The following is a 16,551-nucleotide window of genomic DNA, read 5'->3' on the forward strand; positions in this document are numbered from 1 at the left end:
GTCCTTTCTATTTATTGGTTTGCCGATTGGCTTCTTTTAAAAACATAACAACAATCATGCCAATTACGGCAAAGGCCAGGCCAACCTGGAAAGCCAATCGGAACCCATCCATTGAAGCATCCAGCGTCTTGGCAGCATATTTTAATGGGTCAGCCAGTTTGAGTGCCATTCCAGGCTTATGATTATTGATGGTGTTTTGCGTTACTGAGGTTAAAAGCGCTACCCCAACGGATGAGGCAATTTGACGTGCAGTATTATTAACCGCCGTTCCATCGGCAGCCTTAGCTTTAGGCAAGACATCCATAGAAAGTGATGTCAATGGCATTAAGACCATCGCCACCCCGATCATCCGAATCGTGTACATTAAGGTGATGGCTAAAGAAGGCGTTGAGGCCGTAATAAAGGCAAATGGAATCGTACCAACGGAAAGTACCAACAGACCAGCCACACCGACGCGCTTGATGCCTGCCTTGCTGTATAAAATACCAGCAACTGGCGATAGGAACCCAATGAATAAGGCCCCCGGCAGCAGTGTCAGACCAGAGTCAAGGGCCGACATGCCATGAATGTTTTGCAAGTAGGTTGGCAGCATCATTTCGACCCCCATCATGGCCATCATGACTGCTGAAACAGCAATGGTTGCCACCGAGAAGTCCCATGATTTAAAGACGCGTACATCCAAGAAAGGTTTTTCCATCTTAAGCTGGCGCCAGATAAAGACAATAATTAAGAGCAGTCCAATTACAATTGGCGCATCAACCGCTAATAGAGCTGACCAGCCATCATTAGAAACATTGGTAAAGCCAAGCAGGAACAGACCGAAACCAAAACTGGACAGCAGCAGTGACCAGAAGTCGAGTTTGACGTCTTCGTTAGGAATAATATCGCGCATAAAAAATGGCAACAGAACCAAGACCACAACCAAAATTGTAATTGGCAGATAAAAAATTGCCTGCCAATTATCGGGCAGCGTAAATCCCAAGAAGTGATGTGAGCGGTTCAAAATCCATCCCGTTAACGTTGGTCCGATTGCTGGTGACATCCCGACGACCAGTCCCATCAGACCCATGGCAAAGCTGCGTTCTTCTTTGGAGTAGATGTTGACAATGGCAATCTGTAAAAGTGGCATACTGATCCCAACCGCTGCCGCGGCGATTACTCGACCAACAACGAACATCCACCACATGTCATGTTTTTCAGGCGTCAGGCAGGTTACTAAAACCCCAATCAGCAAAAATGCATAGGTGATGATCGTCAATGGCTTGGTTGGTACCTTTTTAACCAAGTAGGAAGATACCGGCACCATCACACCCAGCGCCAACAGAAACCAGGTCGTGGCTTGCTGAGCGGTATTAAGGTCGATGGAGAACTTATCCATCAAGGTAGGCAATGCCGTACCTAATGTTGACTGCATCAAAGATCCAGCCAAAGTGGCAATCAGCATCAGCACAAACATAATCGTGCGGTGATATGACCGTCCGTGAATATCGACGGCTTGTGTTTTTGTCATATTGATTTCTCCTCGTATTGAACAGCAATTAATATAACGAATTTCAAATGCGACTCACAGCCTAATTTAAATCATTTTGTGGCAAATAAGATATGTTGTTTTAAATTGGCGTTTTTTAAATAATAAAATATTATAAAATCAATGCAAAAGGAGGAAAATCATGCCCTACGAAAATAAAACCAACTATACAAGACGGCAATTACAAAATGCCATGATTGAGCTATTGGAAGAAAAACCTTTTGAAAAAATCACGATCAACGATATTGCAAGTCATGTTCATGTCAACCGTAGCACGGTTTACCGCTACTACGATGATAAGTATGATCTGCTAGAAACGATTGAAGACCAGTTGCTGGCTGAAATGAATGACTTACGCGACAGCTTCAACCCACTTGCTGATAGGCTCCCATTAGCCGATGGACTTGAGATTTTAAAGGTTCATTTCAAGGCATTTCACGCACTGTTGGGGCCAAATGGCGACCGTAATTTCGAAGCCAAGATGCTGGAAGGCTTCAGCAAGCGTTTTGATGCCCTGATTCCTAATGATTCGCCAGAAAACGAACTGGCTAAATCGGTAATTGGAGCGGCTGGTTTTGCATCCCTTAAATACTGGCTGTTTAATTCTGATAAAATAGTCGGTAATTGGAGCGGCTGGTTTTGCATCCCTTAAATACTGGCTGTTTAATTCTGATAAAATAGATGGCAATCAAACGATCGAAGTTGCTGAAAAAATCCTAACCAAGGGTGCCCTAACCTATATCCGTAGGCTTGCTCAGCATAATCAGCAGTTTTAATCGTTAATCTGATTGGGGGATGAATAAATGTATCAAAATGTGCTTTTTGATCTGGACGACACTCTGCTTGATTTTCAATCTGGTCAGCAGGCCGGTATTACCAAGATTCTGCAGTCACAAGGCGTACAAGACATCGAACGAGGACTGGCAGCTTTCAAGCAGATCAATCAGCATGTTTGGCAGCAGATTGAACAGGGCGCTGATCGTCAGCCATTGTTTGATCAACGATTTAATGATTTATTTGCTCAGTTTGACAAGCAGGTTGACGGCCTGGCGCTGCAGCAATGGTATGCCAAAATGGAGGCTGCCAACTATCATACGATGCCAGACGCTCATGCTATCTTGCAGCAGCTATCTAATAACGGTGTTCATATCTATGCTGCCAGCAACGGTGAGACTGGTATGCAACAACAACGTTTAAGCGGTGCTGGTCTCTTGAATTATTTTGATGCAGTGTTCATCTCAGAAGAGCTGGGGGTCGCCAAACCAGATCCACGATTTTTTGAGCAGATTATGGCTACTTGCCCAGCGTTGACTTGCAAAAATACCGTCATGGTTGGCGATAGCTGGCAATCTGACGTTAGAGGAGCGCAAAATGCTGGCCTGGATTGTATCTGGATAACCCCAAACGATCAAGTCCCTTCAGCTAAATTCGATTATCAAATCAAGATCGCACACGACTTAAAGCAAGCTGTTCAGCTGATTCTTAAATAATCTCAATCAAAAAAGGCTCGCCGTTTCAGACGCGCCTTTTTTTAGGTTGAAGAGTTATTTTGTCAACTGATCGACAAACTTGGCATGCGGCAGTTGTGCCAAAATCTGAGGCGTGGTCTTGAACTTGGCATCAACGCGGCCGCCACCAATGATGACCTCATCCAGTTCCTTAACGCTGCTGTCAATCAAGACCTGCCAATCATCGGGCAATCCAACGGGAGTAATGCTGCCAAATTCCATACAGGTCATGGCAATAACATCGTCCAAATTGGCAAATGATGGCTTGGTGGCATCCATGGCGTGCTTGAGAACTGCTCCAGAATTAACTCGCTTGCCATAAAGAACCACGACGGCTGCATATCTAATCTGACCATCACGCTTGCCAGCAAAGGCCAGACAGTTTAACTCCTGATTAATGTCGACGCCGTAAGTCTCACTGAGTTTTTCACCATCAGCATACTGGGGATCGATTTGGGCAACCTGGATTTTATCGGTCAGCTCATGGGACTTTAAAAATGAAAGCATTTTTGGTGCCACATATTCGGGATGACTTGCAACAGAAACAAATTCAAGCATAAAAATTCTCTCTTTCTTTAAGCTAACTTGGCAATCAATTCACACAACTGATCGACATCGGCTTTTTTTGAGGCCCAGCTGGTAGCAAAACGGACGATGGTATGATTTTCATCATATTTTTCCAAGAAGCTGAACTCGGCATGCTGGGCCAGCTCCTGCATCTTTTGATTTTCAATGACAAAAAACGTCTGATTGGTTGGTGATGAGTAGTAAAGCTGATAACCATTTTCTTTCAGGCATTGACGAATCTGATTGGCATAGTCGATAGCCTCTTTGGCAATCTTGACGTACAGATCGTCTTTAAACAGCTCATCGAATTGAATTCCCAAGAGTCGTCCCTTGGCCAGTAATGCACCATGCTGCTTGATAATGGTAAACAGATGCGGAATCAGCTTGGCATCCGGTATCACAACGGCTTCGCCAATTAAAGCTCCGCATTTGGTACCGCCAATGTAGAAGGCATCGCATAGCTTAGCCAGATCAGCCATGGTCACATCGTTTTCTGGACAAGCCAGGGCGTAGGAAAGGCGCGCGCCATCGACATAAAGCTTCATGTCATATTGACGACAGACATCATGAATGGCTTGCAGTTCAGCTTTGGAATACAGCGTCCCGAATTCGGTTGGCTGCGACAGGTAAACCATCCCTGGCATAACCATGTGATCGTGGTTGGCATCGTTATGATAGTCAGCTGCATAGGCCACAATCTGATCAGCAGCAATCTTGCCTTCTTTGGCAGGAACCGTCAATACCTTGTGGCCACCAAATTCAATGGCACCAGCCTCATGCACGCTGATATGTCCCGTATCGGCGGCAATCACGCCTTGATAAGAATCCAGCAATGCATCGATCATCACGGCATTTGTCTGCGTGCCGCCGATCAAGAACTCGACTTCAGCATTGGGTGTCTCACAAGCTTTGCGAATCCGTTCTTTAGCTGATAAGGAGATTTCATCGAAACCATAGCCGGGCATCTTTTGCCAATTGGTATCAGCCAGTCGTTTTAAAATGTTAGGGTGAGCACCTTCCATATAATCAGAAGCAAATGAAATTTTTTCAGTCATTGAAGATTACCTCGCTTGGAATTTGATTTATGGATATCTTACGCTAAAATTAGCTATGACACAAACGACTATTTAGCATGTTAAATATTGCAAATCGTCATATTAAATGAAGTGAAAAACGACTACTATCAATGATTGATCAAAAGAGAGGTCTATATTCATCATGGAAGCAATTAAGTGTGAAGCAGCAATCATGGCCGCCGAAAGAGGCAGTTTGACCGCGGCGGCCAGCGCGCTCGGATACACTCAATCGGGGATTACGCGCATGATCAACAGTTTGGAAAATGAATTGGGGTTTGCACTGTTCATACGTCAAAAAAGAGGCGTTAAACTCACTGAAAATGGCAAGATCATGCTGCCAAAACTGCGTAGTATCGTGCAGGCACAAAAACAGGCCAATGAATTGAGTGCCTCGATCCGTGGCGTTGTGCAGGGGACATTGACGATTGGCAGCTACTTCAGTGTTTCGGCAATCTGGATGCCAGCCATCTTAAAACAGTTTGAAGAACGTTTTCCAAAAATCAAAGTCAAGATGCTGGAGGGCGGTAATCAAGAAATTGCCCGCTGGCTAAACGAAAAGGCGGTCGATCTTTGCTTTTGTGCGGCCCCAGATCCGAAGACTTCCTGTGACTGGCTGCCACTTTATCAAGATGAGATGGTAGTCTGGCTGCCCAAGGATCATCCAATGGCAAATCAGACAAGCTATCCGGTTGCAATGCTTAGTCAGGAAAAATTCATTCATACATTGCCCAATGAGGATACCGATCAGGATCGCTTGATTGTGGCTGAAAAGCTCCAACTCAATGAGCGCTACACGACGCGTGATGGCTTTACCACTTATAATATGGTTGAAGCGGGACTAGGCGTGAGCGTCAATCAACGGCTGATTTCGCAAAAGTGGCAAGGTGCAGTTGCAGAAGTACCATTGCGACCGGCTCATTATGTGTCACTTGGTCTGGCTGCGCCAAGCTTTAAGGAATGCTCACCGTCTGCCCAACGCTTTATTGATTGTGTGCAGGAGATGATGCCAGAACTGACAGTGGCTGATTCAAAAACGGCTGGAAACTGAATAGCGGTTTTGTTAGAATATCAATAGTTTATTAAATTAAAATTAAAAACCGCCATTGGATGCTGAATGGCGGTTTTGTATGTGGAGGAATAAAATGCCAGGATTAGGAACCATCGTCAACGTAATTGCCATTGCACTTGCGGGAATCATTGGCTGTGTAGCAGGAGAAAGAATCTCGCCGCGCTTTCAGGATATGCTGATGAAATCAGCGGCGATTGCCGTTTTGTTTTTAGGGCTGGGCGGCACTATGGCACAGATGCTGCAGTTTAAGAATGGCTCTTTTTCAACGCAAGGGACCATGATGATGATCGGCAGCCTGGCAATCGGTGGTCTGATCGGTGAGTGGCTGCGTATTGAGGATCGGTTTACCGAATTTGGCAACTGGCTCAAGCAAAAGACCGGCAACGCCAACGATCAAGAATTCATCGAAGCCTTCGTAACAGCTTCTTTAACCGTCTGCATTGGCGCGATGGCAATCGTAGGCGCGATTGAAGACGGCATTTTTGGCGACCACTCAATCCTGTTCGCTAAGGCAATTCTTGATTTTGTCATCGTCTTGATCATGGCCGCCTCGCTGGGCAAGGGTTGCGGATTTGCAGCGATTCCAGTCGGGATTTTGCAAGGGACCGTCACGTTGTTTAGCGAATTGCTCAAGCCCGTGATGACGACTGCAGTTATGAATAACATCTCATATGTTGGCTCGATTCTGATTTTCTGCGTCGGGGTCAACCTGTTTTGGGGCAATAAGATCCGAGTGGCCAATCTCTTGCCAGCGCTGATCGTTGGTGCCGTTTGGGTGGTATTTTAACTTTAAACCGGCTTGATGAGCTGCTCATCAGTCGGTTTTTTTGACTGTTGAGCATGTCTGATTAATTGTTTTAATGCCGGATTGAGATTATCGTTTCGATACAGCAGGTTGAATGAAAATTCTTGATGCATTGCGTCTTTTAGTGGCAGATACCGAATATGGCTGTCAGGCTGATCGTAGACGCTGATCAGCTGCCGAGGGTAAAATGACAGCGCCTGACCAAGTGCTACCTTCATCTGCATCTGTTCAAACGAATCCACGCGCTGGATACTCAATGATGGCAGCTTGGTCCCCAGACTGGCGGTAAAGGCCTTTTTCAGATAGGTTGACTCTTCATTGCTGTAATAGATGATTGGCTGATTCTTTAGCTGGTCGATAGTAATGGTATCTGAAAAAGGCAATCGCTCGCTGACTCCGATAACCATGCGATCGGTATGCAGTGCTTGGGTACCAAGTCCCATCGCGCTGAAGTTCTGATTAAAACCATAATCATCCATGACGATGGCGCAGTCCAGATCGTTCATCAAGACATCGGTAATAACGTGTTCAATGCCTTCTTCAACGACGATAAAGTCTATCTCATTGGCTAGATCAAAAATCAAGCGTTTTAAAAGAAGGGCGTCAAACGGAGAAAAATAGCCGACTTTGAGGTTGTGACGCTCAAGTTGGTCAAAGCGCATGATGTTTTGACTGGTATCGCTAACCATTCTTAAAATAGCTTGGCTGCGCTCTTTAAAAAAATTACCGGCGCTCGTCAACTGAACACGGTTTTTGCCGCGGATGAACAGTTTAACGCCCAGCTCATCTTCAAGTCGCTTCATCTGTTGCGAAATCGCGCGTTGTGAGACGTAGTTGGCCTGGGCTGCCTTTTGAAAGCTGCCCAGTTCACTAACGGTTAAAAATACTTTTAGCTGATCCAGGTTCATGAGATTCTCCAATTACTTTATACGAACTTTTTGATTCAGGTGGCGAGCTAAATTAACGCTCCCCAATAGATAAGTTCAATGATACACTATTCTTGTTAAAAGCTTAACAATTGGTTCATAAATATAGCACTAGTATGTTATTATGATGATGTGCTTAAAAGAACTGGTTGATCAGATTATTATGGACATAATCACCAGGCGAAGGTTGATATGTTGATTTGAAAATAATTTTAAAAGGGGTCTTGATGATGAAGATGAAGGCAGCCGTGATTCATAGTGCTGATGATCCATATCAATTTGAAGAAGTTGAATTAGCTGAGCCAAAGAATGACGAGGTCCTGGTACGCATTACCGCCAGTGGTCTGTGTCATACCGATGAATTTGGTCGGACGCTGGGGATGATGCCGATCGTTTTGGGACATGAAGGAGCCGGTATCGTTGAAAAAGTCGGTGAAAACGTCAAAGACTTTCAACCAGGCGATCATGTGGCATTTTCATACGCTTTTTGTGGCCATTGTAAAAACTGTGTCCAAGGCCAGCCACAGTACTGTGAAAAGTTTAATGCGCTCAATTTTGGTGGGATCGGTGCCGATGGTCAAAGCAAACTGTCACAAAATGGTCAGCCAGTAGCAATGTTTTTTGGTCAATCATCATTTGCGCAATATGCAACGATCAGCGAAGAAAGCATTGTTAAAATTGATGAGGACGTTGATCTGGCGATGGTTGCACCATTTGGCTGTGGGGTGCAGACTGGCGCCGGCGCGGTCTTGAACACGCTGCGTCCTAACGTTGACGAAACCCTGGCCATCTTCGGCTGTGGCGCGGTTGGCTTTAGTGCCATCATGGCTGCCAAGGTTGCCGGCTGTCGTCAGATTATCGCGGTCGGCGGCAATGAGCATAGTCTTGAGCTTGCCAAGGAATTAGGTGCAACGGACGTAGTCAACCGCAAGAAACTGCCAGAAGGTCAAACCATTGCGCAAGCCGTGGCTGAGATCTCAAATGGCGGTGTTGACTATGCCATTGATACGTCAGGCAATGGCAACATGATTGAAAATGCTATCTTGAGTACCAGCCTAAATGGCAAGATCGTACTGCTGGCACCATCAGGAGAAGTTGCAAACTTTAACTTTGGTAAGGATGTCTTGATGGCATACCGCACTATTATCGGCTGCTGTGAGGGGGATTCCAATCCTAAGATCTTCATCCCACAGCTGGTTCAGCTCTACAAGGAAGGGCGTTTCCCAGTCGATAAGATCATTACGAAGTATCCATTTGAACAACTGGAGCAAGCTCGCGAAGACTCCAATGCGGGTAAGGTTATCAAGGCTGTTGTTACGATGGAATAACGGTCAAAAAACTGCTGATTGGCAAATGCTGATCAGCAGTTTTTATATCCTGAAATGGCTTTTTTATTTTTCTAACTTAATTTTACAAATGACGTTCAAAAAGCTTATAAAAAGTAAGGAAATCTGCTGAATAGTGATAGTTGCTATTAAACTCAGTGGAATCATGCTTTTATAATCAATTACAAGTTTTTTACTATAATAGGTAAAAAATCCCCGCCTACTTGAGACGAGGATTATTCTTATTTGGCTTTGATAGCGCCATTGACCAAAAAACTGATATCCAGTGGTTCAACGGCATTGGTCAACGTCCCCAGCGAGATAAAGTCAACGCCGCAGCCCTGGTACTGGGCAATATTTGCTAGATCAATGCCGCCTGAAGCTTCAGTAAGAATTCCAGCCGGCACCAGTTTTTGCCATTGCTTGATGGTTGCTGGCTTTTGATTATCAAACATAATCACATCGGCATGGTGTTTGATAGCTTCCTGTAATTCACTCAGTGTTTCAACTTCAACCTCCACGCGCGTCATAGGTCCCACGTTCTGCTTGGCTAGATCGATTGCCTTGCCAACGCTGCCCGCCAATGCCAGATGATTGTCTTTTAACATAATCCCGTGCGTCAGTCCCATGCGATGATTAAAACCGCCACCAGCACGAACAGCTGCTTTTTCAAACATTCTTAGCCCAGGCATCGTCTTGCGCGTATCCACGATTTTGATGGTTGGATCAGCCAGCAGCTCGACGGCTTGAGCAGTTTTAGTGGCAATCCCGCTCATGTGCTGCAGCAGATTCAAAATAACCCGTTCACCGCTTAGTAAAACGGCAGCTGATCCTTTAACTCGTGCTAACTCGGTCTTTTTAGCGACTTTTTCACCATCGCTGACCAACAACTCAACTTCAGCACCACCTAAAAGGTCATAGACGGCACTGATAACCTGTAGGCCGCAGACAATACCATCAGCTTTGGCAATGAACATTCCTTCAATGACATGATCTGGTAGGGGAGCAAGACTGGCATCCCCAAATTCCAGATCTTCTTTTAAAAAAGCGGTCAGTTTTTGTTTTAGAAGAAAATCATTCAGCATGAGCGTCCTCGTTCTTTCCTGGTTCTGGCAATGCCAAGACAGCCACCGAACCAATAATCAAAGAAATCATGAAAATCAAGAAGATCATATTGATGCTGACATGCTGATCGATCCAAATCCCAACCAGCAGTGGACCAACGACGGCACCAATCCGGCCCATTCCTTGCGCCATCCCCGTCATCGTCCCGCGAACGTCAGTCTCATACAGCGTTGGCGTCAAAGCGATGATGGCACCGTAAGCGCCGAGGTTGAAGAACGATAGGATGCAGCCAGCAATAACCGTCAAAGCGCTGCTCGAAACGTTGCCAAACATGATCGCGCCTAGTGCCGTCCCCAACATGTAGATTGCGAAGACGTACTTAGTTTTGATTTTACCAGCCAGCCAAGCTGCCAGATAGTATCCTGGTAACTGGGCCACCACAATGATCGTTGTATAGCCGAAACTTTCAATCACGCTGTTGCCCCGTGCCAGCATAATGCTTGGCAGCCACATAAACATCCCGTAGTAGCTGAACATTACCATCAGCCAAGCGATCCATAGCAGAACGGTCTTGCCATGAAACGACTTTTTTAAGGCTTGGCCCAAAGCAACATGCTGCGTTTGGACGTGACTGACTTCTTGAATGTTGCGGCGCATCATGATGGCAAAAAAGCCAGTCAGTGCAGTAACCAGCAAAAGACCCCGCCAGCCAATCGTGGTGCTGAGCAAAAACGACAGAAATGAGGCAATCAGCCAGCCAATCGCCCAGAAACTATCGGCTAAAATCAGCATCTGTGAGCGCTGACTGCCTTGATACAGGTCGGCAATATAAGTAGCCGCTACCGGCAGCTCGCCGCCAAGTCCCATGCCAACAAAAAAGCGAATCACTAAAAAGCTCTTAAAACCAACCGCGGCCGCCAAGACGACGTTCCCTAACGAAAACATGAGCAGGGTAATGATCAGCGTGTTCTTGCGGCCGATTCGATCAGCCAGGTGTCCAAAATAAAAGCCGCCGCAGATCATGCCAATCGTGCTGACCGAACTGATCAAACCGGTCTGTGAATTAGCCAGCCCCCAAGCCTTACGAACGATCGGCATGATAAATGACAGCAGACCTACGTCCAGCGCGTCAAACATCCATGCCGTACCAATAATTAAAAACGTGGCAAATGCAGTCTTTTTAACGTTAATACCTTGATCCATTTTACTTCTCCCTTAACCAGTTATTAAAAAAGTATTAGTTACTTTTATTGTGCTCAAGTGTAATCCTTTGGTGGCCGAATGCAAGTTTTATTTGGCGATTTACCAAACCAGTTAACAATTATGCGATCGCTACCATTACTGGATTGATCACGTTTTGGAAAAGTAAAATCTACCTAAAATAATTTAGAACTAGATATTTTCGAAACCGCTTATCCAGGGGATGCAAATTGACTACAAAATCAGCATTCCAAAAATAAACAGCGACCACTTAATCTCGTCAAACGATTAAAAGGCGGCAGGATTTATGAAAATGAGCCGTTCGACTGACTTTTAAGGTGGCAGCCTGTTTTGACCTGCCAAATGATTTTTGATACGCTGTTTTTACGTTTAAGATTTAAAAGTTAAAGTTAAGGAGAAGTCGATGCCAAACAATAATTTAAAAATGGATCTTCCGCGCTGTTCATGGGTTAACCTGCAAAACCCGCTCTACGTGAAATATCATGACTGTGAGTGGGGCAAACCGGTTCATGACGATCACCGGCTGTTTGAAATGCTGCTTCTTGAGTCGTTTCAAGCCGGCTTGTCATGGGAAACGGTGCTAAACAAACGCGCTGCTTTCAAACAGGCATTTGCGGGATTTGATGTTGGCAGGGTCGCTAAATTTAATGATGAGGACTGTCAGCGGCTATTGCAAAATCCAGGGATCATCCGGCATCGTTTAAAGATTCGCGCGGCGGTTGGGAATGCCCAGATCTTTATGGCTATCCAACAAGAATGGGGTACTTTTTCAAATTATCTGTGGCATTGGACGCAAGAGGAGACGGTTCGCGAAATCGGTCAAACCAGCTCACAGCTGTCCGATGAAATTGCCAAAGATCTTAAAAAACGCGGGATGAAGTTTGTGGGTACGACTACGATTTATGCCTATCTGCAGGCAGTCGGCGTAGTCAACGGTCATGAGCGCTCCTGCTGGCTGGGAAGTCACGTTGGTCATGCTTAGACTGGCTGACTACCTTGACAGCATAAATTTACATCGGCCATGATAGTTAGTGCGTTTGATAGCGTTTGCAATTTAGCAGGCAGTTTATTTGCATCCCCGCCTCAGCGTGCTATGCTGAAAACAACGAACTGTAATGAGGTGATTTTAATGACGGATTATCAAGAAAAGCTGAATGAAGCACGGGCCAACAATCGCAATCTGTTTGGTGCATTGGGCGAGACCGGCAAAGGCTTTAACGCTATGCATGATGTTGCCGTCAAGGATGGCGCGCTAGATTTAAAGACTAAGGAGCTAGAGGCGATTGCGATCGCGATTGCCATGCGCTGCGAGGGATGTATCGTTCAACATGCCAAGGCGTGCCTGAAAGCTGGCGTTACCAGAGATGAACTGGTTGAAACGATTGGCATTGCCGTCATGATGGGTGGCGGTCCAGCAACGGTTTATGGCGGCAAGGCATTGGACTGCTATGATCAGTTTGTCCAGGCCTCAAAATAAGCTATCGTCAAAAACGACATAAGTGATAATTAGATAAATAAAAATGGCGCGGAGCAATCCGGGCCATTTTTTAATTCGTATTATCTGAGGGCAGGATTTAGATCTAAAGTCGAAGCCTGTTTGATGTTTGGCTTTGCTTTATATGACAGAAATCAGCTCGATCAAGCCGCGCAGATCCGGTTTTTAGCTATATTCCAAAATATGACTTTGGTGCCACAGTGGACATTTCAATCATCATATTAGCACGTTTGGCAATGATGACGATGGGATCGCTGGCTGAGTCGAATCTGACCATCGTTTGCCATGGGATTAAGGCGTTAACCTAATCACGTTTAACCGACTTTGTGAAGGAAAGCTGGTTCTGAACGGCAATTGACCCAGCGATTACCTACTATTGCTTGATTTTTAGCCAATAGTAGGTAGCTGCATATTCGATTTTCCGAGATTTACCTACTTTGGGAAGCTTTTTGCCGAATTGTAGGTAAAATTGCATATTTTGAGACTGATTGGGTTGGACCGACTTTGTGAATTACCTGCTATGCATCGCTTTTTTCCGAAAAGTAGGTAATGAGTTTTTCTCGCATGCTATTATACAGAATTTTTTGCATAATCAACGCTGATGACGTCTTTTTGCCATTATCAAACGACCAGCCTAAAACTGATTACCCTGATTTGTATAGTTGCGGGAATGCAAAGAATCACGTTGCGGCCCTTGATAATGCTTTGCAGAGATGAATAAAGCCGATCCATCCCATGAGTAAAGTCACGAGTTGGGTCGGCTAAACATAATTAAGGCTAAGCGTAGATGTCTTGCCAATCATCAATCAAGTTTTCCGTATGCTTCGTCATCAACTGGTTCCAGCCATTCGTTGGATGTTTCCGTACCTGGAATGCCAAATGCCAGATGACTGAACCAGCTGTTTTGCTTGGCGCCGTGCCAGTGCTTGACGTTGGCTGGAATCTCAACGATATCGCCAGGCTTCAGACTTTGAGCTGGTTTGCCTGCTTCTTGATACCAGCCTTCGCCATCAACGCAGATAAGGACCTGGCCACCGCCACTGGCTGCGCGATGAATGTGCCAGTTGTTGCGGCAGCCTGGTTCAAAAGTAACGTTGCTGATTGCCAAAGGATCGCCTGGTTTTGACAAGACGTTAAGATATGACTGGCCGATAAAGTATTGAGCGTAGGCGTCATTTGGCTGACCAATCCCGAACATCCCGCCGTGAGCATTGGCAGGGTCCTTTAAGTCCTCGGCATAGACTTCTTTGGCCTGATTGAAGGCGGCCCAGGCATTTGGCCAGCCAGCATAGAAAGCCAGGTGAGTCAGCAGTTCAGCCATTTCTTGTTTGGTGACGCCATTTTTACGAGCCGTGGCCAGATGATAATGCAGCGAATTGTCAGTAATGCCTTTGCCAATCAGTGCGCTGATCGTGGCAATACTGCGCAGCTTTAGCGACAGTTTGTCTTCACGTGACCAGACCTCGCCAAACAGCACATCATCGTTTAAATGAGCAAATTCTGGGGCAAACTCGCCCAGTGCATCGTGTCCTGCAGTTTGTTTCATTAGATTTTACCTCCATAAACCGGGAAAAAGCCATCTTTCCCATAATCTTTGATGTGTTCCAGATGCTTCATCGTTTCCAGATCATCAGCCCCAATAACAAAGTCAACATCAGCATTCTGCTTCATATGGTCGGGGTTGGCCGTCTTAGGCAGCGGCAGAAGACCAAGTTGCAGATCATAGCGGATGCACAGCTGAGCTACTGAAACGCCATATTTGTCAGCCAGCTCATTTAAGACCGGATTGGCTAAAACGGCGCCGTGCGCAACTGGTGAGTAGGCCTCGACCAAGATATCGTTCTGCTGACAAAAGTCGATCAGTTCAAATGGCGTGTTCGTGACGTGAGCCAGAACCTGATTGACGGCTGGGCGAACCGTTGCGTGATCCAGAATGTTCTGCAGATCGTGCTGGTTGAAGTTGGAAACGCCAATCGCGCGCAGCTTGCCGGCATGGTAGGCGTCCTCTAATGCCTGGTAAGCGGCCAGGTTGCCGGCTTCATGACGGTCAGTGGATTGATTGACTTCTTTCCAAGGTTGCGGACTGTGAATGATCATCAGGTCAATGTAATCCAGTCCCAGTTTCTGCAGCGACTCATCGATTGCCTGGGCAGCTGACTCGTAGTCTTTGAGCTCAGCGGCCAGCTTAGTAGTTACAAAGATCTCATCGCGAGCCTTGCCGGATTGTTGAATGCCGCGGCCAACGCCTTTTTCGTTTTCGTAGGCTTCAGCAGTGTCAATATGGCGATAGCCCAGCTGCAGAGCTGCGGTCACCGCTTTTTCAGCCGCATCGTCATCTAAAAGCCAGGTGCCTAAAGCAAGTTTGGGAATCTTGACGCCATTGTTTAGCTGGTAGTCTTCATTAAGAATCGTCACTTAAGATCACTCCTTGGTGTTTTTGCTTGATAGTTCATTCCTGGAATCTGGTCCAGGGGTAAATTAGAGATGCTGTCGGGATGATAGACGGCTTTTTCGGTACCGGCCTTGATTGCTTCTTGGTAGTACCAGTCTTTATAGTCGAGTTCCTTGAGATAGAAGTTGAGCTGCTCAATCTGATCAAGGACGTGCTGACGCTGCTCTTTAATAATGGTATAGCGTTGTTCCAGCGTTGCATCGCCTTCCGCGCACAGATCAACGTATTTTTTGATCTGGCGAATCGGCATTCCGGTACCCTTTAGGCAGTTTAGAATACGCAGCCAGGGGAAATCGGTATCTTCGAAAACACGGATGCCATTGACGCGCTTAACGTTGGGCAGCAAGCCTTCCTTATCGTAGTAGCGAAGCGTGGAAGGGGTAACGCCCATCATCTGAGCAACTTGAGAGATGGTGTATGACATTTCCCAGCCTCCTTTCATTTCATTAGCTGATGTCTTTATGCTAAACCTTAAAGCTAACTTTAAGTCAATGGTTAAATGAGATTTTTTACGACCTTTTTTTAAAAATAAAACAGCCCCAGCCGGAAATTACCAGGCTGAGACTGTTGAATTGGTGTTTGTGTTGATTGCAGGCTGTGAAAAGTCAGATCGATCCGAGAAACATTGCAGCTATTCAGCGATAACTTGGCCAGTAATGCATAAAACGTCAGCCAGAATCATCGTAACTAAAATTGCTGGCAAACTTAAGTGAATCAAAGGAACTAAATAAGTCGTGAAATTATAAAGCACTAAAAATAAAAACATTAGAAGGTTGCAGACACTGAAATGCTTGAGCCAGTTATGCCGCTTAACCAGTTGTTTCAGTTCTTTCAAATCAATCACTCCCCAATCAATAAATTCTCAGCTGGACGTCTTTGGGCAGATTATTGTAGAGCCAGGTCGCGTCTTTTTTGGAAACTTGAATCGTATCGTCAACATGATTACCCAGCTTGGGTTCCGCCTCAATGTCGGCATTCTGGCCAACGCTTAACCAATTGATGGACTTAATGTCTTTGCCATCAGTATTGTAATGAAAGATCGATGGACCTCTAAAATCGCCAACCAAAAGCTGATGTTGTCCGGCAGCAAGGTTGACTCTGGCGTTGAGAATATAGACAACCTTTTTACTGTTTAAAATGTAGATCTTGTTTTGTTTAGGAAAGGCAGCCATAGTAAGATGCCGACCGCTAAGTTTGGGATAGGCGCCTTTTTCCGAGGATTGGTCAATTTGGATGGCCCGCAATCGATTGGTATGAACGCGCCAGCTGGCATAACTGGTTTTCAGTTCAGCAGGCGGTTGATTAACGATCCCACCTAGATTAACGAAGACTAGTTCAATCAAAACAATGCTGATACTGAATTTTAGCATCTGCTTGATTTCACGATTCATTTTTAAAATACTCCTCTCAATTCCCCAAAATAACCGCAAAGATTAAAGATTATTTAATCAGCAGCCATTGGACAGTTTAAATCCCCAAAGCATCCAATGTATTTATTCCATATAAGCTTTATA

The 16,551-nt window shown here is 45.6% G+C and carries 18 protein-coding genes; 7 read left to right on the plus strand and 11 right to left on the minus strand.

The annotated features are described in order from the left end of the window. Positions 1-7 precede the first annotated feature (7 nt). Positions 8-1,510 (minus strand): DHA2 family efflux MFS transporter permease subunit, encoded by a 1,503-nt coding sequence (locus FC47_RS05040; RefSeq protein WP_056968242.1) that lies wholly within the window; start codon positions 1,508-1,510, stop codon positions 8-10. 160 nt (positions 1,511-1,670) lie between these two features. Between FC47_RS05040 and FC47_RS05045 the strand changes: the two genes are divergently transcribed. Together FC47_RS05045 and FC47_RS05050 are read left to right on the plus strand one after the other, a co-directional pair. Continuing rightward, positions 1,671-2,180, plus strand: coding sequence for a TetR/AcrR family transcriptional regulator (locus FC47_RS05045; protein WP_056968244.1), 510 nt, complete (start codon positions 1,671-1,673; stop codon positions 2,178-2,180). 151 nt (positions 2,181-2,331) lie between these two features. Next, positions 2,332-3,018: a YjjG family noncanonical pyrimidine nucleotidase gene (locus FC47_RS05050; RefSeq protein ID WP_056968246.1), complete on the plus strand. Its 687-nt coding sequence runs from the start codon at positions 2,332-2,334 to the stop codon at positions 3,016-3,018. 54 nt (positions 3,019-3,072) lie between these two features. Here the strand turns inward: FC47_RS05050 and FC47_RS05055 are convergent, their stop codons facing one another. Together FC47_RS05055 and FC47_RS05060 are read right to left on the minus strand one after the other, a co-directional pair. Continuing rightward, complete coding sequence (locus FC47_RS05055) at positions 3,073-3,594, minus strand: YbaK/EbsC family protein (protein WP_033935487.1); 522 nt, start codon at positions 3,592-3,594, stop codon at positions 3,073-3,075. 17 nt (positions 3,595-3,611) lie between these two features. Then, positions 3,612-4,658 carry a threonine aldolase family protein gene (locus tag FC47_RS05060; RefSeq protein WP_056968247.1) on the minus strand — a complete coding sequence of 349 codons (1,047 nt, stop codon included), beginning with the start codon at positions 4,656-4,658 and terminating at the stop codon, positions 3,612-3,614. Between the two features lie 163 nt (positions 4,659-4,821). On the opposite strand from FC47_RS05060, the gene FC47_RS05065 reads away from it, so the two are divergent. Together FC47_RS05065 and FC47_RS05070 are read left to right on the plus strand one after the other, a co-directional pair. Next, positions 4,822-5,727 carry a LysR family transcriptional regulator gene (locus FC47_RS05065; protein WP_056968249.1) on the plus strand — a complete coding sequence of 302 codons (906 nt, stop codon included), beginning with the start codon at positions 4,822-4,824 and terminating at the stop codon, positions 5,725-5,727. A gap of 94 nt (positions 5,728-5,821) precedes the next feature. After that, positions 5,822-6,535 carry a DUF554 domain-containing protein gene (locus FC47_RS05070; protein WP_033935490.1) on the plus strand — a complete coding sequence of 238 codons (714 nt, stop codon included), beginning with the start codon at positions 5,822-5,824 and terminating at the stop codon, positions 6,533-6,535. Between the two features lie 2 nt (positions 6,536-6,537). On the opposite strand, the gene FC47_RS05075 is transcribed toward FC47_RS05070, so the two are convergent. After that, complete coding sequence (locus tag FC47_RS05075; protein ID WP_056968251.1) at positions 6,538-7,461, minus strand: LysR family transcriptional regulator; 924 nt, start codon at positions 7,459-7,461, stop codon at positions 6,538-6,540. A 248-nt stretch (positions 7,462-7,709) separates the two neighbouring features. On the opposite strand from FC47_RS05075, the gene FC47_RS05080 reads away from it, so the two are divergent. After that, the gene (locus tag FC47_RS05080; protein ID WP_056968253.1) at positions 7,710-8,807 is read left to right on the plus strand and encodes an NAD(P)-dependent alcohol dehydrogenase; all 1,098 of its coding nucleotides are present in this window, start codon (positions 7,710-7,712) and stop codon (positions 8,805-8,807) included. A gap of 239 nt (positions 8,808-9,046) precedes the next feature. Here FC47_RS05080 and nadC read toward each other — a convergent pair whose 3' ends face one another. Together nadC and FC47_RS05090 are read right to left on the minus strand one after the other, a co-directional pair. After that, complete coding sequence (gene nadC / locus FC47_RS05085; protein WP_191978675.1) at positions 9,047-9,889, minus strand: carboxylating nicotinate-nucleotide diphosphorylase; 843 nt, start codon at positions 9,887-9,889, stop codon at positions 9,047-9,049. Further along, entirely contained in the window at positions 9,879-11,072 is a 1,194-nt protein-coding gene (locus FC47_RS05090) for an MFS transporter (protein WP_056968254.1), read from the minus strand. Before FC47_RS05090 ends, nadC begins: the two co-directional genes overlap by 11 nt. Positions 11,073-11,493: 421 nt before the next feature. Between FC47_RS05090 and FC47_RS05095 the strand changes: the two genes are divergently transcribed. Both FC47_RS05095 and FC47_RS05100 read left to right on the plus strand, forming a co-directional pair. Continuing rightward, a complete protein-coding gene (locus FC47_RS05095) occupies positions 11,494-12,072 on the plus strand; it encodes a DNA-3-methyladenine glycosylase I (protein WP_240164299.1) in 579 nt (192 codons plus the stop codon). A gap of 147 nt (positions 12,073-12,219) precedes the next feature. Continuing rightward, positions 12,220-12,567, plus strand: a complete 348-nt coding sequence (locus FC47_RS05100) for a carboxymuconolactone decarboxylase family protein (protein WP_056968256.1) — start codon at positions 12,220-12,222, stop codon at positions 12,565-12,567. A gap of 820 nt (positions 12,568-13,387) precedes the next feature. Here the strand turns inward: FC47_RS05100 and FC47_RS05105 are convergent. The 5 genes from FC47_RS05105 to FC47_RS05125 form a co-directional block, all read right to left on the minus strand. Further along, the gene (locus tag FC47_RS05105) at positions 13,388-14,131 is read right to left on the minus strand and encodes a carboxymuconolactone decarboxylase family protein (protein WP_056968258.1); all 744 of its coding nucleotides are present in this window, start codon (positions 14,129-14,131) and stop codon (positions 13,388-13,390) included. Next, positions 14,131-15,000 (minus strand): aldo/keto reductase, encoded by an 870-nt coding sequence (locus FC47_RS05110; protein ID WP_179944434.1) that lies wholly within the window; start codon positions 14,998-15,000, stop codon positions 14,131-14,133. The genes FC47_RS05105 and FC47_RS05110 overlap by 1 nt, the downstream gene beginning before the upstream one ends. Further along, positions 14,997-15,461 (minus strand): MerR family transcriptional regulator, encoded by a 465-nt coding sequence (locus tag FC47_RS05115; RefSeq protein ID WP_155519143.1) that lies wholly within the window; start codon positions 15,459-15,461, stop codon positions 14,997-14,999. Before FC47_RS05115 ends, FC47_RS05110 begins: the two co-directional genes overlap by 4 nt. A gap of 207 nt (positions 15,462-15,668) precedes the next feature. Further along, positions 15,669-15,872 (minus strand): hypothetical protein, encoded by a 204-nt coding sequence (locus FC47_RS05120; protein WP_034539966.1) that lies wholly within the window; start codon positions 15,870-15,872, stop codon positions 15,669-15,671. Positions 15,873-15,888: 16 nt separating this feature from the next. Further along, positions 15,889-16,428, minus strand: coding sequence for a hypothetical protein (locus tag FC47_RS05125; RefSeq protein ID WP_056968261.1), 540 nt, complete (start codon positions 16,426-16,428; stop codon positions 15,889-15,891). Positions 16,429-16,551 lie beyond the last annotated feature (123 nt).

The organism is Limosilactobacillus mucosae DSM 13345 (assembly GCF_001436025.1).
Taxonomy (GTDB): domain Bacteria; phylum Bacillota; class Bacilli; order Lactobacillales; family Lactobacillaceae; genus Limosilactobacillus; species Limosilactobacillus mucosae.

Bases quoted from the DNA above. Each gene is read 5' to 3' on its own strand.
- FC47_RS05040 (WP_056968242.1), bottom strand. From the start codon at position 1,510: ATGACAAAAACACAAGCCGTCGATATTCACGGACGGTCATATCACCGC.
- FC47_RS05045 (WP_056968244.1), top strand. From the start codon at position 1,671: ATGCCCTACGAAAATAAAACCAACTATACAAGACGGCAATTACAAAAT.
- FC47_RS05050 (WP_056968246.1), top strand. From the start codon at position 2,332: ATGTATCAAAATGTGCTTTTTGATCTGGACGACACTCTGCTTGATTTT.
- FC47_RS05055 (WP_033935487.1), bottom strand. From the start codon at position 3,594: ATGCTTGAATTTGTTTCTGTTGCAAGTCATCCCGAATATGTGGCACCA.
- FC47_RS05060 (WP_056968247.1), bottom strand. From the start codon at position 4,658: ATGACTGAAAAAATTTCATTTGCTTCTGATTATATGGAAGGTGCTCAC.
- FC47_RS05065 (WP_056968249.1), top strand. From the start codon at position 4,822: ATGGAAGCAATTAAGTGTGAAGCAGCAATCATGGCCGCCGAAAGAGGC.
- FC47_RS05070 (WP_033935490.1), top strand. From the start codon at position 5,822: ATGCCAGGATTAGGAACCATCGTCAACGTAATTGCCATTGCACTTGCG.
- FC47_RS05075 (WP_056968251.1), bottom strand. From the start codon at position 7,461: ATGAACCTGGATCAGCTAAAAGTATTTTTAACCGTTAGTGAACTGGGC.
- FC47_RS05080 (WP_056968253.1), top strand. From the start codon at position 7,710: ATGAAGATGAAGGCAGCCGTGATTCATAGTGCTGATGATCCATATCAA.
- nadC (WP_191978675.1), bottom strand. From the start codon at position 9,889: ATGCTGAATGATTTTCTTCTAAAACAAAAACTGACCGCTTTTTTAAAA.
- FC47_RS05090 (WP_056968254.1), bottom strand. From the start codon at position 11,072: ATGGATCAAGGTATTAACGTTAAAAAGACTGCATTTGCCACGTTTTTA.
- FC47_RS05095 (WP_240164299.1), top strand. From the start codon at position 11,494: ATGCCAAACAATAATTTAAAAATGGATCTTCCGCGCTGTTCATGGGTT.
- FC47_RS05100 (WP_056968256.1), top strand. From the start codon at position 12,220: ATGACGGATTATCAAGAAAAGCTGAATGAAGCACGGGCCAACAATCGC.
- FC47_RS05105 (WP_056968258.1), bottom strand. From the start codon at position 14,131: ATGAAACAAACTGCAGGACACGATGCACTGGGCGAGTTTGCCCCAGAA.
- FC47_RS05115 (WP_155519143.1), bottom strand. From the start codon at position 15,461: ATGTCATACACCATCTCTCAAGTTGCTCAGATGATGGGCGTTACCCCT.
- FC47_RS05125 (WP_056968261.1), bottom strand. From the start codon at position 16,428: ATGAATCGTGAAATCAAGCAGATGCTAAAATTCAGTATCAGCATTGTT.